Origin of the sequence: Mesorhizobium sp. M0598, assembly GCF_040320865.1 — a bacterium.
Lineage (GTDB): Bacteria > Pseudomonadota > Alphaproteobacteria > Rhizobiales > Rhizobiaceae > Mesorhizobium.
On sequence record NZ_JAMYQL010000040.1, the window covers coordinates 1 to 13067 of the forward strand.

At 62.0% G+C, this 13067-nt stretch carries 15 protein-coding genes, 2 pseudogenes and 1 riboswitch; of the genes and pseudogenes, 4 read left to right on the forward strand and 13 right to left on the reverse strand.

What is annotated here, in order from left to right:
- Nucleotides 1-146: 146 nt before the first annotated feature.
- Together NKI59_RS30230 and NKI59_RS30235 are read right to left on the reverse strand one after the other, a co-directional pair.
- A complete protein-coding gene (locus NKI59_RS30230; RefSeq protein ID WP_352708296.1) occupies nucleotides 147-929 on the reverse strand; it encodes a CbtA family protein in 783 nt (260 codons plus the stop codon).
- Nucleotides 930-944: 15 nt separating this feature from the next.
- Nucleotides 945-1124, reverse strand: coding sequence for a CbtB domain-containing protein (locus NKI59_RS30235; protein ID WP_023676561.1), 180 nt, complete (start codon nucleotides 1122-1124; stop codon nucleotides 945-947).
- A 36-nt stretch (nucleotides 1125-1160) separates the two neighbouring features.
- Nucleotides 1161-1357, reverse strand: a riboswitch (cobalamin riboswitch).
- Nucleotides 1358-1706: 349 nt separating this feature from the next.
- Between NKI59_RS30235 and NKI59_RS30240 the strand changes: the two genes are divergently transcribed.
- The 3 genes from NKI59_RS30240 (at nucleotide 1707) to NKI59_RS30250 (ending at nucleotide 3613) form a co-directional block, all read left to right on the forward strand.
- Nucleotides 1707-1883, forward strand: a complete 177-nt coding sequence (locus NKI59_RS30240) for an SRPBCC family protein (RefSeq protein ID WP_352708325.1) — start codon at nucleotides 1707-1709, stop codon at nucleotides 1881-1883.
- 208 nt (nucleotides 1884-2091) lie between these two features.
- Nucleotides 2092-3090, forward strand: coding sequence for a heparan-alpha-glucosaminide N-acetyltransferase (locus NKI59_RS30245; RefSeq protein WP_352708298.1), 999 nt, complete (start codon nucleotides 2092-2094; stop codon nucleotides 3088-3090).
- Nucleotides 3091-3106: 16 nt separating this feature from the next.
- Nucleotides 3107-3613, forward strand: coding sequence for a methyltransferase family protein (locus NKI59_RS30250; RefSeq protein WP_352454650.1), 507 nt, complete (start codon nucleotides 3107-3109; stop codon nucleotides 3611-3613).
- Nucleotides 3614-3632: 19 nt separating this feature from the next.
- Here the strand turns inward: NKI59_RS30250 and NKI59_RS30255 are convergent, their stop codons facing one another.
- The 4 genes from NKI59_RS30255 to NKI59_RS30270 form a co-directional block, all read right to left on the reverse strand.
- Nucleotides 3633-4019, reverse strand: coding sequence for a MerR family transcriptional regulator (locus NKI59_RS30255; protein ID WP_023676566.1), 387 nt, complete (start codon nucleotides 4017-4019; stop codon nucleotides 3633-3635).
- A 140-nt stretch (nucleotides 4020-4159) separates the two neighbouring features.
- Entirely contained in the window at nucleotides 4160-5557 is a 1398-nt protein-coding gene (mgtE, locus tag NKI59_RS30260) for a magnesium transporter (RefSeq protein WP_502894205.1), read from the reverse strand.
- 351 nt (nucleotides 5558-5908) lie between these two features.
- Nucleotides 5909-6391, reverse strand: a complete 483-nt coding sequence (locus NKI59_RS30265; RefSeq protein WP_254818127.1) for an SRPBCC family protein — start codon at nucleotides 6389-6391, stop codon at nucleotides 5909-5911.
- Entirely contained in the window at nucleotides 6388-6705 is a 318-nt protein-coding gene (locus NKI59_RS30270; RefSeq protein ID WP_352708300.1) for an ArsR/SmtB family transcription factor, read from the reverse strand. The genes NKI59_RS30265 and NKI59_RS30270 overlap by 4 nt, the downstream gene beginning before the upstream one ends.
- Before the next feature lie 339 nt (nucleotides 6706-7044).
- On the opposite strand from NKI59_RS30270, the gene NKI59_RS30275 reads away from it, so the two are divergent.
- Nucleotides 7045-7956 carry a phosphatase PAP2 family protein gene (locus NKI59_RS30275; protein ID WP_352708327.1) on the forward strand — a complete coding sequence of 304 codons (912 nt, stop codon included), beginning with the start codon at nucleotides 7045-7047 and terminating at the stop codon, nucleotides 7954-7956.
- A 349-nt stretch (nucleotides 7957-8305) separates the two neighbouring features.
- Here the strand turns inward: NKI59_RS30275 and NKI59_RS30280 are convergent, their stop codons facing one another.
- The 7 genes and pseudogenes from NKI59_RS30280 to NKI59_RS30310 form a co-directional block, all read right to left on the reverse strand.
- Nucleotides 8306-9373, reverse strand: coding sequence for a cyclic nucleotide-gated potassium channel (locus tag NKI59_RS30280; protein WP_352708302.1), 1068 nt, complete (start codon nucleotides 9371-9373; stop codon nucleotides 8306-8308).
- Nucleotides 9374-9484: 111 nt separating this feature from the next.
- Complete coding sequence (locus tag NKI59_RS30285; RefSeq protein ID WP_352708303.1) at nucleotides 9485-10063, reverse strand: hypothetical protein; 579 nt, start codon at nucleotides 10061-10063, stop codon at nucleotides 9485-9487.
- Nucleotides 10064-11195: 1132 nt separating this feature from the next.
- A complete protein-coding gene (locus tag NKI59_RS30290) occupies nucleotides 11196-11360 on the reverse strand; it encodes a DUF736 family protein (protein WP_352449977.1) in 165 nt (54 codons plus the stop codon).
- Nucleotides 11361-11697: 337 nt separating this feature from the next.
- Nucleotides 11698-11826, reverse strand: a pseudogene (locus NKI59_RS30295) (DUF736 family protein); the annotation flags it as partial.
- Between the two features lie 358 nt (nucleotides 11827-12184).
- Nucleotides 12185-12511, reverse strand: a complete 327-nt coding sequence (locus NKI59_RS30300; protein ID WP_352449978.1) for an antibiotic biosynthesis monooxygenase family protein — start codon at nucleotides 12509-12511, stop codon at nucleotides 12185-12187.
- Between the two features lie 8 nt (nucleotides 12512-12519).
- Nucleotides 12520-12912 carry a 4a-hydroxytetrahydrobiopterin dehydratase gene (locus tag NKI59_RS30305; protein WP_352449979.1) on the reverse strand — a complete coding sequence of 131 codons (393 nt, stop codon included), beginning with the start codon at nucleotides 12910-12912 and terminating at the stop codon, nucleotides 12520-12522.
- A gap of 49 nt (nucleotides 12913-12961) precedes the next feature.
- Nucleotides 12962-13036, reverse strand: a pseudogene (locus NKI59_RS30310) (NADH-quinone oxidoreductase subunit D-related protein); the annotation flags it as partial.
- Nucleotides 13037-13067 lie beyond the last annotated feature (31 nt).

Here is a 13067-nt window from a genome sequence, read left to right on the forward strand (position 1 = left end):
CCGTGTTGTGGGCCGCTTTTTTCTTAACCCCCACCCGGCCACTCCCCCCCCCGCGGGCGGCCCCCCCCCCCCCCCCGCCCCGGCCCCGGGCCCCCGCCCCGGCCCCCCCACCGCCGATGACCAGGGTCAGTGCCCCGACAGCGCGGTCAGGCAAAGCTGTCGCGCAGGCTGGTCGCCGTGCCCGTGAAGCGTCCGCGCACCACGCCGACGACCGCGCCGAGCACCAGCCAGAACACCAGATTGGTCAGCGTCACCGCCACCACGAACTGATGATGCAGACCTTCCGGGATCGCCGTATCGAAACTATCGGGCTGCGGCGCGCCGACGATATGCGGCGCAACGATCAACGCCACGGCAAGGATCGCCAGCGGCAACGATCTGCGGAAGGCGATAAGGCCGAGCCCGGCGGCGGTCGCCACCACTGTTGCCCACCACCAGATCTGGCGTTGGACAAGGTCGGCCGCCGGCATCGCCGGCAGTTCCGGCGGCAGGCCGAGGCCCGGCGCCAGCGTGAACGTGGCAAAGCCGGCCAGCCCCCAGAACAGGCCCTGGCGCCAATTGCCGATGCCGCCGGCGAATTCCGAAACCGCAACCAGGACCAGCGCAAAGCCGATGCCGGTGACGATATTGGCAACGACGCTGAAGGCAAAGCGTTCGAAACCGTCGGCCGGCGCCCAGCCTTCGTCTTCCGCCGGAGCCATTGCTTTAGCCGGTGCCGGCGCAGCGCTGCTCATAGCCGTCGTGCCTGCGGCGTTTTCGGCCGGTGCCGCAGGTGCCGCGGCATGGTCATGGCCGCCCCCGGCCTGTTCGTAGACTTCCGCCTTTAGGATGAGCGGCACCGTGGCATAGGCTTGCATGCAGGCGAGAGCCACGCCGGCCACAAGCCCTGCGATCGCCGCGATGAACACGACGTTGCGAAACAGTGTCATGATGTCAGCCCCTTGTCAGTGGCAGGGAAAGCCCATCGAATGGCGATAGTCGTGCGCGGCATTGTGGACCGCATCGATATGCGAGAAGCCGACAAAGCCCATGACGAAAATGCCGAGGAATGCAGCAAGCGCCAGCTGCATGAGACGCGACTGCGAGGAGGCGGAAGCGCCGAGCGAAACGGAAGCGGTATTCATGTCTTGTCCTTTCGCCCTCCACCCGAGGGCATAGAAGTCAGTTTCCTGTCGCCGGCAGGTCTCCTGGCTCGCGGATCAGCGCCCTTCCCCACCTTCCCGAAGGCGAACCCTCAGTGGCATATGGAGAGGACTACCGCACACAGTTGCGGGGGCAGCCACGGCATTGGGCAAACAACTTGCCCTCACCGCATTCCCTCTTGGTTCCAAACGGAACCGACGACATCAGCGACTATAGGCAGAATCGCCGCGCCCGGCAAACCAAATTCCGCCGGATCGTGTGGCGAATGCGCCGCCTCGCCAAGCCGGTCGGCCGGCGCCGCGATTGACAATTTTCGCAGCTGGGTGTCGGCTGGCGGATGGGGAGGAAGCCGGCATGCAACCCAGCCCGAATGAGCGCGGTCCCTACAACGGCCTGATGCAGGCCGAGCCGACGCTGCCGTCATCAGCCTATTGGGACATCGCGGCCTATCAGCGCGATCTCGAGGCCATCTGGTATCGCAACTGGCTGCTCGTCTGCCGCGAGGCGAAGCGCTCGCCGAACCGGCCGCGGATATCGACAACATCGTCGCCTTCGGTACCCAGGTGCTGGAGGAGGATGCTGATATCTGCGAGGTCAACCAGATGGGCCTGCGCTCGATGCGCCACAAGGCCGGCGTACTGATGCCCGAGGAATACGACTTGCACCGCTTCCACAACTGGGTGCGCGAGCGCCATGCGGCGCTCGCACATCAAGCGATTTGGGCAGATAGCGCCAGGTGACGAAGCCGCAGGCCGCCGCCAGCAGGCCGAGTGTCGCGAAAACCGCGCCCAGGCCGAAGAACGCCAGCACGCCGGCCAAAGGCTTTCCGGCTCTGGCCTAAAGCAGCTCTGATGCCGACCGGTGCCAACGCGACGCAAGGCCCTGCTTCTTTTGACGGTGGCAACCGTGATAGTCGTCTTGCCGGGGCTGAACCAAGACAGCGAGACCATGAGCATCGACACGCCGAGCGCAGCCGTTCAGGATCAACCGAAGTCGAAGCGCATCGCCGCTATCGACATTGCACGCGGCATCGCTTTGCTTGCCATGGCGAGCTATCATTTCACCTGGGACCTCGAATTCTTCGGCTACACCGATCCCGGCCTCACCGCCTTCGGCGGGTGGAAAATCTACGCGCGCTGCATCGCCTCGAGCTTCCTGTTCCTCGTCGGCATCAGCCTCTATCTCGCCCATGGCAAGAAAATCCGCTGGACCGGCTTCTGGAAGCGCTTCGCCATGGTTGCCGGGGCAGCGCTCGCAATATCGCTGGTCACCCGCATCGCCACGCCCGACGGCTTCATCTTCTTCGGCATATTGCACGAGATCGCGCTCGCCAGCCTGCTCGGCCTGGCGTTCCTGCGCCTCCCGGCGCTACTGACGCTTGCCGTGGCGGCCCTCGCTATTGCCGCGCCTTTCTACTTGCGATCCGAGCTTTTCGATCATCCGGCTTTGTGGTGGGTCGGCCTGTCGGCGACCAACCCGCGCTCCAACGACTACGTTCCACTGCTGCCCTGGTTCGGCGCCGTACTTGCCGGCATCGCGGTTACCAAGCTCGCCGCCACCTCCGGGGCGCTGACGCGGCTGTCGGCCTTGGCGCCCGGCCGCTGGGCAAATCCGCTGGTCTTCATCGGCCGGCACAGCCTTGCCTTCTATCTGATCCATCAGCCGGTGCTGATCGGCTCGGTCTGGCTGTTTTCGCAATTCATGCCGGCGCAGGCCGAAACCAGGGAGGTGCGTTTTCTGAAATCCTGCCAGATATCCTGCGAGCAGGCACGCGACACCGAGTTCTGCTCCAGCTATTGTGCCTGCATGCTGGACACTCTCCAGGGCGAAGCCTCGCTTGACCGGCTCTACAGCAATGACCAGTCCCCGGAGTGGAAGGCGCATATTGGCGAGCTCGCCGGCACCTGCACCGCCCAAACCGAGGCGGCGGAACCGGGAACGCGCTAATCGAGGGAGGACAATAATGAGCGACAGTCACCCGAAACCCGTGCAGCAAAATCCTGGGCAGCCGAAGCTGGGGCACATCCCATGGCCGCCGCTGATCTATATCGCCGCCATCATCGTCAGCGTCGCGCTAGGGCTGTTCTATCCGCTGCCGTGGATCGGCGATCTTCTCGGCGACATCCTGTTCGCCGCCGGCCTTGTGGGGTTGGTGGCGGTTGCCGCGCTCTGGTTCACGGCAATCCGCACCATGATCCGCGCCAAGACGACGCTCAACCCGAACGGCGTGCCTGACCATCTGGTGACTACCGGACCCTTCGCCGTCAGCCGCAACCCGATCTACCTCGCCAACACGCTGCTGCTGGTCAGCCTCGCCTTTGTCACTGGGATCGCCTGGTTCCTGCCGCTGGCGGTCATCGCGGCGTTCCTGACGCAGAAGCTGACGATCGAGAGCGAGGAGAAGGTGCTGACGGCCAAATTCGGCAAGAAATACCGGGACTACGCCAAAAGGGTGCGGCGCTGGATTTGAGCCGGCGCTGACGCCACGCTCATGTCGTGACGCCGAGTTCCACCAGCCGCTCGACGCAGGATTCCTCGGCCTGGTCGAGCTCGGCCAAGGTCTCTTCGAGGTCGCGGCGTTTCTGGCGCAAATCCTCGCGCTTTTCCTCGATGCGCTTGATCATCAATTTGAGTTGGCCGACCTCGCCGGGCGGCTCCCTGTACATCTGGATGATTTCGCGGATCTCGTTGATCGAGAAGCCGAGCCTCTTGCCGCGCATGATCTGGCGGATGAGATGCCGGTCCGACGGACGGAACAGCCGAGTGCGGCCGCGTCTTACTGGCTGCACCAGCCCTTCGTCCTCATAGAAGCGCAACGTCCGCGTCGACACGTCGAATTCGCGGGTCAGCTCCGTGATCGAATAATATTCCCGCATCGTCACTCCAATGCCCCGGCCACGCCGCGAGTTCCAACTGGCCGGCGCCGCCGGCGCCCAGGGCGCGTGCCAGAATCGGCGGACAAGGCACCTTTCAAAGCCTCGCATGGCATTTACGTAAAAGTCAATTGAGGTGACGTTCAGCGCACGCCGAACCACCATGTGGCGAGCCCGAGAAAGGCAAAGAAACCGACGACATCGGTGACCGTGGTGACGAAAACCGCCGAAGCCACAGCCGGATCGATCTTGAAGCGGTCGAGCAGCAGCGGGATAAGGATGCCCGCCAGAGCCGCCACGAACATATTGATGATCATCGCAGCCGCAATGATGCCGCCGAGATTGCGATCGTGGAACCAGGCAGCAGCCACGAGGCCGATCAGGATGGCAAAGATGATGCCGTTGATGAAGCCCACCCCGATTTCGCGGCGGATGATGCGGCCGGCATTGTAGATGTCGAGGTCCCTGGTCGCCAGCGCCCGCACCGTGACCGTCATGGTCTGCGAGCCGGCATTGCCGCCCATGCCGGCGACGATCGGCATCAGCACCGCCAGCGCCACGATATGCTCGATGGTGCGGTCGAACAGGCCGATCACCGAGGCCGCCAGGAAAGCCGTCAAAAGATTGACCAGCAGCCAGGGCACGCGCGAGCGCGAGGTCGAAAAGATGCTGTCCGAGAGTTCTTCGTCGCCGACGCCGCCCATGCGCAGCAGATCTTCCTCGGCCTCCTGCTGGATGACGTCGACGACGTCGTCGATGGTCAGCACGCCGACCAGCCGCTCGTTCTCGTCGACGACGGCGGCGGACAGAAGATCGTATTGTTCGAATTCGCGTGCCGCCTCCTCCTGGTCCATGGTGGCCGGGATGGCATGCCTGGTCTCATGCATGACCTCTTCGACCTTGACCGAGCGCTTGGTACGCAGGATCTGGTCGAGGTCGATGGCGCCGAGCAGCTTGAAGCTCGGATCGATGACGAAGATCTGGCTGAAACGGTCGGGAAGATTGTTGTCCTCGCGCATGTAGTCGATGGTCTGGCCGATCGTCCAGAAGGGCGGCACGGCGACGAACTCCGTCTGCATGCGGCGGCCGGCGGTCTCTTCGGGATAGTCAAGCGAACGCCGCAGCCTGATCCGCTCGGTGAACGGCAGCTGCGACAGGATCTCGTCCTGGTCCTCCTGGTCGAGGTCTTCGAGAATGTAGACCGCGTCGTCGGAATCGAGATCCTGCACCGCCTGGGCGATCTGCGCATTGGGCAGACTGTCGACGATGTCGCGGCGGATCGCCTCGTCAACCTCGGTCAGCGCGGAAAAATCGAAATCCTTGCCCAGCAATTCGACCAGCGCGCGTCGCTGTTCCGGGTGCAGCGCCTCGAGCAGGTGGCCGAGTTCCGACTGATGCAGATCGTCGACTTCGCGCTTCAACGTCAGCGTATCGCGATCGGCGATCGCGGCACCGATCTGGGCGAGGAACGACGACAGGATGACGCCGTCCTCGTCATAGATGTCGGCGCGGCGCTCCTCGGCCGCCCTGGCGCCGGTCATCTGTTCGTCCTGGCCTTCCACCAGCGCCTCCCGCCATCGGATTTCCGGATAAGGTGCCTGTCAGGTCTAGACCATGATCCTGACAATCGGAATCGATTTTGCGAAAGGACCATGCACAACGACAAATTGCTACAGCGCCGTTCGCGCGTCCAAACGACGCGGCGCATACCGGATGGTAGGAGGAGAGGACGTTCTACAAACCTGCGGCGCTGCAAACCTTCGCGGCGGCAGGTAAAGGGCAGCGTATCTCCCCGCCCCGGTCAACCAGATGGGCAGATCGACACTGATTCAAAAACGGCGAGGCCGACGGTGCGACGGCCTCGCTGGATATTGGACTTAACGGCTTCCCGATCAGGCGGCGTGGCGCTTGGCCTCAGCCGCATAGCGGTCCAGGAGACCGCTCCAGCCACCCTCGGATTCGAAGGCCTCGCGCATCGCCTCTGCGGTTTCGCCCATGTTCTCCAGAAGCCTGTGCTCGAGTTCCACACGCGTCGCGTTCTCGCCGAGCGCGACAAAGCGGATCTCGACTTCGGTCAGCAATGCCGGATCGTAGCGCCAGCCGGCTCCAATGCGCCAGGCGAGCGTCAGCCTGGACGGCGGATCCCAGGCGAGAACCTCGCCCCAATCGCATTGTGACCCATCCTCGCCGATCTCGTACCAGCGGCCGCCGGCTTTCGGTTCGATCACCGCGGTCGTCAGGGCGGATTTGCCGATCGAATGCGAAGCCGGCCACCAGCGCCCGAATCCTGTGGTGAACACATCGAATGCCTTGTCGAGCGGCACCTCCACCGTCACCGACTTCCTGACCGGCGCGGGCTTGATCATGGTCGTCATTTCCTCTTCTCCTTGCTGTTGTCGACTTCCCGTTTGAAGGCGTCGAGCGCATCGGCCCACATGCGGTCGAGCCAAGCGCGCATCTCGCCGAGCCCATGCGGGTCGAGATGATAGATGTTGCTGGCACCTTTCGGCTCTGCGCGGACGAGCCGGGCTTCCTTCAAGACCTTGAGGTGCTGCGATACCGCCGGCTGCGAGACCGGAAGCACTCGCGTCAGATCGATGACCGAGCGTGGCCGATCGGCGATGAGCTCGAACACCTTGCGGCGCGTCGGATCGGCCAAGGCTACCATTCCTGCATAATCATAAATCATGACTTATGATAAGCCAAAACTTATGATATGTCAAACAGGGGAGCGGTGACCGGTGTTTAAACACCCGGCCGGCTCAAGGCTCTGGGGCAATTCCTTGACGCGGGGGCATGGACAGCAATGCGGATGCAAGATTGCTCAGGGAATCAATCCACCGCATGCGGGCCAGCCGGCAAATGTCGACCACCGGGGAAAAGTAAACCTGGCGGCAAGGTTTTTACCTTATCGGTGTATGTGTCTCTCCGGCGAAACGTTAAGAACGGGTAAATTGGTTTGGCCCTAACCACGGAAGCCTCTCGCTACAGGCCCTCCGCCATATGGCAATTGCGCCTCTCCTTGTTCATGGCGACATACGTTTTAGGTGCATCTGCACTATATCCAGAAGTATTCTATACGTCAGCCTTAATCTATTCTCACAAGTTTCTTGTTGGCATTCCGGTGTTGTTTATCGGTGGCGTCTGCTGTGCCGCGCTAGTCCATGGCCGGCGGCAACCGGTTCGCTACGCACTGGATTTGGTTCAAGGGCGCTGGCGCGGTTGTCTGCTGGTGCTGCTGTTCTTCTTTGCCAGCTTGACCGCGTTCTCTACCTACAAGATCGCCATCCCGTCAGTCGTCCCATACTATGCCGATAACTGGTTGGCCGATGCTGATGAATGGCTGCACGGGATGCCGCCATGGGAGATCGTCCATAAGCTCGACGGCAACAATTGGTCGTTCGTCGTCTTCAACAGCTACGAAGTCATTTGGTTTTACCAGTGGTTCGGCACCATCCTTTTCGTGTCGCTCTGGTCGGACGAGATTGCCCGCATCCGCTATCTCTGCGCAGCAGCGCTGACGTTGTCCGTCCTCGGAACGGTCTTGGCCCTGGCGCTGGCATCGGTCGGACCGGTTTACTACCACCACTTTGTCGGCGTGGATCGCTTCCACGGATTGAATGCGGCTTTGGACAGGCTGGACCACAGTTACATGGTGCGGAAACCCGCGGCATATCTCCTGATGGCTTACCAGAGCGGCCGGCCAAGTCTTGGCGGCGGCATCTCGGCCATGCCAAGCATGCATGTCGCCTTTGCCGCATTGAACGCCTATTTGCTGTCATCGATCAATCGCTGGCTTGGCGTTCTGGGTTGGACCTTTGCAGCCCTGATCCTGTACGGATCGGTGTTCACTGGCTGGCACTATGCCGTGGACGGCTACGCATCGATCGTTGTTGTATCGGTGATCTGGTGGGCGACCGGACGCCTGGTGCGCGAATAATCATGTGCGCCTATCGATAGATGGCCATGCCCGCCGATGGCCACTTCGCATAAGCCAAACTCGCGACCGCAATCAGGCAAAAAGCACGTGCCCCGACAAGGACGCTCCCTGCCGTGCTCGAATTCAACGGGCAAGAGATTCCGCTTTCGAATTTAATGGTGCGGTCGAGATGCAGCGCCGCAACGCCTCCCGCGTTGATTTTAAAGCATTTTTCTACGACTCCGTGGCGATTTGTATTGAGGGTGGTTCGGCAGCGGCAGAGCATTTAGTTCCAGCCAGCCACCATCGGCAGGCAATTGGCCCCCTTGGCATCGCATCCTCCTCCTGACGAACACCTAGTCTAATACGGTCAACCGTTAGGCGCCGCGCCACGCCGCTCGAGCGCGGTCTTGCGGATGATTTCTGCGATCTCCGGGCTGCTGCTGCACAGCATCTGGAAATCCGCCGAGTGTAGCGACAGGAGTGAGACCACCGTTGTGGCGCTGACAGTCGCCGAGCGCGGTTCGCCGGTGATCAGCGCCATCTCGCCGAAGAAGGCGCCAGGGCCCAGCTCCACCGGGTTCGGCGTCGCGACGCTGACGCGCCCCTCCACGACGAAGAACATCTGATCACCGGTCTCGCCATTGCGGCAGATCACAGCGCCCGCCGGCACGATGCGAGGTCGTAATGCGCGCACGATCTCGACTAGCGTGGCCGGGCCGAGCTTCTGAAACAACGGCACGGCGGCGATCAATTGCCAATTGCGGACGAAATCCTCGCGACGGACTTCTTGATAAAAGCCGGTGGCAAGAATGCCAGCCCAGAGCGCGAAGATGCCGATGCCACTCATCATGACCGCCCCGGCAAGGACGCGGCCGGCGAAGCTTTCCGGAATAGCGTCGCCATAGCCGGTGGTGGACAGCGTGACCACCGCCCACCACATTGCCTGGGGGATGCTGCCGAACTGTTGCGGTTGGACGTCGCGCTCGATGACATAGGCTGCGAGCGCAAAACCGAAAAGAACGATGCCGAAGACCGTGGCGACGCCGATCAGGTTGCGCGCTTCGTTGGTCAGGATTCTGCCCAGCAGCGGGAAGAAAGTTGAATCGCGCAGCGGTTTCAGCAGCCAGACAGCACAGTAGAGGCTCCGGTCGGGCGTGCCGACGAGCAGAAATGCGGCGAGTGGAACCAAAACCGCGAGCACATCAATGGCGATTGCCGGCGTCCTGTCCCGAACGTCTCCCGCCCGGCGCTTGAGCAGTTTCTCGGCCAATTCCAGGAGATAGACGCCCCAAATGACCGCGAGCACGGCAGCCAAAGCCAGTCTGCTTCGTCCGGACAGGTCCGGTGTCGTGAGCGTAGCCACCGCCACAAACCCAGTCGCAGCCAGCACCGCGTTGAGCAGCGCGTAAATTCTTAAGAAAGGCAGTACCGACATTCTATGCCCACGAGCGGATACTACCCTCCAGAATAGGAGCCTTCAAGGCAAGCGCAAAGGTGCTTATTTTCGCTGCGATCGTCGCTGGACCATAGGCCATGAGCCATCCAATCAGGGTCGAGATCGAGCTGCCCCTCGAACCACACCCAGCGCCGGCTCCTCCGGCGCGACGATGAAGCGGAACTGATGCCGGTCGCCGCGGCCGCGCTCGACGAAGGCCTTGCCGTCGGCCTCGTCGTCGAAGGCCGAGTACACCCTGCCCTTTTCGCCGTCCCTGGTCACGCCGTCGCGCTGGAGATAGCGCAGATGCGCATCGACAGCCTTGCTGGTCGTCACAAACTTTTGGCCGCGCCCGGTGGTCCCCTTCCCTCGTCCCGGCAGCTTGACGACGCGCGCCTTCACCACGACGCGGCGGGAACGAAAGCGGACGCCATTGGGATCCTGGCGCCACCCGCCGCCGTCCTTTGGCAACGCTGAGACCACCTTGCCGCCGCGGCCGCGGGCATTGAAGCGGCCATTCCCATTCCCGGCTCCGCTGCTTGCGCCGATGCGATAGGGATTACCGCCCTGCTTGCGGACGGCGATCTCGACCTGGCGCACGAAAGGCAGCGTCCGCAGATTGACCGGCGCGCGCCCATTCCGCGTCCGGCCGATGCGAACTTGGAATCTGTGGCTGTCACCATCTGCCATGACGACAGCATCGGGAGTCGGATTTCGCGCTTCAAGACGGCCGGAGCGCTGAGCATGCTATGGACTGCAATGACTTGCTGTGGCGTAGGATGGCGGATCGCACATCGCTGCGGCACCTAAACTTTCCTGTTCAGATCAGTGGGATAACGGACCAACCAGCACCCTTCGCACCTCGCGCCGTGCCGCTCGGTGTCCGCACGCGCCGGAAAAAACAATGTGCAGACAGACGCTTACGAGCGAAGCGAGGGCGAGCGCCAGCTCGCTTTATCTTGCCGTCCCTCCCGTCCCGCCCCCTCCTGAAACAACCCTCCCACCGCAATTCCCGCAACGCAACAAGCCGAAATGCATTCGACCAGGAATGCCACTGTCAACGTGACGCTGTAGAAGGGCGCTGGACAAACAGGCTATCTGCGGCGGGTCTCGCAGCCGGACACACAAGCTATCCGGCCGAGGCTCGACCGCAGTTAAGTCAACTACGGCAACGTTCGTCGGCGACCGACTGTTGGGCGAATGAATCGCCGCGAACACTGCCTCTGCCGCAACATTCGCGTCAACGGTCGCTACGCATTGCAACGTCATTCCGGATATCGCCCGTGCGCGAAAACCGGCGAATGGAGGGCGCTCGCCTCGCCCGCTCCCTGCCGAGAGCGCGTCGGAATGGAAACCGCACCATTGATCAGCGATGCGCGCAGCTTCCCGGAAACCATGGATCAGCGGATAAGATCGTGCTGCTGGAGCGCGCCCGCCATTCACCATGCGTGGGAGGTTCCGCGCAAATAGCCGACGCCGAATGGGTGAGCCAAGCATGCAGACATCATTGTCATGGTGCTGCGGACGACAGTGCATGCACCCCTATCCTGACGCACAGGCAGTCTGCCGCCGTGCTCGCTTCAAGGGCAAGGCTTCGTCGGCCGACCCGCTTGCCGCAAATTGCGTCGCGATGAGCGTCCGCAGCCATTGGCAAGCGTCCCGCCGCCCTTGACCTTCGCTACGCACGCCAGCCGCCTGACGGGAGATCGGGTCGGAGTGTTTAACCAGCGCCCGAGTTGACGCGAAAGGCTCGCTGAGGCGCAATAGGAGCATCCGATCAGCCTCGCTCGTCGCGCTCCGAGAGCCGGCTCCAGTGCAGGCCCTAAGCACTTTTCTCGGCATCGGATTGGAACAGAGTTGCGCGGATCGGGTTGCACGAAGGATGAATCGTCGATGCATACGGAGAGAGGGCGACAGCCTTCTCGCCGGTGCGATCCCACGCCGCACCGATCTCCATGTCTTTGTAGAGAACGCGGTGGTCTGGCATATTTTGGCATTCGATTTCTCGGCGGGCAGGATGGCAAGCTTCCCGTCGAGCGCCAGGGTTGAGATGTTGCCGAAGAAGCCGTCGTCGTTGCAGGTGAAGGTTCCGATCTGGGCCATTCCGTTGCACCTTTCATAAGCGTTGACGAAGTTTACTGCGGGCCGTCACGGCTCGCCGGAGAGCGTTGTGAACAACCCCAATGGCAGTTAAGTCGCCGGTGAGGAAGGCGCGCAAGGCACCTGCCAAGTGTAACGTGCCGCATCTGACAGAGGTGCCAAGCAGTGGCGAACCTGAATATGGCGAAGCTCCGCCTTGCGGCTGGGCTTCGTGTTAGGTCGGATCACTCTGCGGCGCGGCGAGACCCGATGAGCGAGAACGCGCCCTCGGTGTCGGTCTCGACCGGGCTCGCAGATATCGGAGCGGAGAAGCTTGGATCGTCGAGCTTGACGGGGTAGTCGCGTCCCTCGCTCGAGGTCTTCTTCTATGCTGCCCCGAACTCGGTGTTATGCAGTGCGCCACGTAAGTTCGATGCGGAGTGAGGTGCCTTTGGCCCTTTTGGCCGATCCAATAACTCGATCCTTGTCTGGCACTTGCTTCTCCTCGCCCGGTGAAATCGAAATTTGTCCGGGACAATGGAACCGTGGACCCGAATGGCGCTGTCTTTCTTGATTGCCGTCAAATGTGAAACATCGACGTAGTGCATTGCGGATCGGCCCCCCAGGCCCGCCGGAGAGCACTGGTGCATGGAGGGGCCGTTGGTGCATGCAAATTCACCAGCTCATGTCGGCTGTCTCGACCCGGCGGTTCAGGTCACCTGAACAGCACGCCTACTGACCACTATCTATCACCTGGGCTACCTCGTACAGATTGGGATCGATCTCGTCCGTCAACTGATCGAAGTGACCCCACTCCTTGCGGAATTCCGGCGATTGATGAGCCGATCGCAAGAGATCGCGATTCTGCCATTGGACGTCGTTGACGATGCGCCGCCCGTCGAGGCTGCGATGCAGGCTGATTGAGATGAAGCCAGGCTGGCGCGCCATAAAGCGCGCTCGCTCGGTCACGACGGACAATGCCTCGGCCTGCTTGTCCGGTTCAGAATCGACGATGGTGATTTGGGTGACGGGCTGATCGTCGGTTCGGATGTGTGGCATAAACGACCTCACTTGATTGGCAATGGATTTGCCGTGTCACCGTTGGCGGTCGAGGGGCCCCCCGAGCGATCGAGCATCCGATCGATCTTGCTCGCCATGATGAAATCGTTCTCGTGCAGTCCTTTGATCTTCTTGGTGCTCAGGGACACCGTCACATAACCCCAGCCGAAGCTGATGTCGGGGTGATGGCCCTCGCTTTCGGCGAGCTCACCGATCTCCTGAACAAGGGTGAGCGCGTCCCGGAAATTGCGGCATCGAACGCTCCGCTGGATGCGGTGGGCATCGTCACCCAGCTCCCAATCAGGAGCCTGTGCCTGGAAGCGTTGGGCTTCATCACGCGTGAGCGGCGGGACGCCGCCGCGACAAGGCGTACATGTTTTCTCGGCAAGAGTGTCGGTCATGTTCTTCTCCAAGACCATTTTTAGCAGCAAAAACGACAGCGACGAGCGCCTATCGATCGATCTCCCCGAACACGATGTCGAGCGAGCCGATGATCGCCAAGATATCGGCTCGCATGTGCCCGCGTGCTGGGCCTTCCGTCGTCCTGGCTATAGTT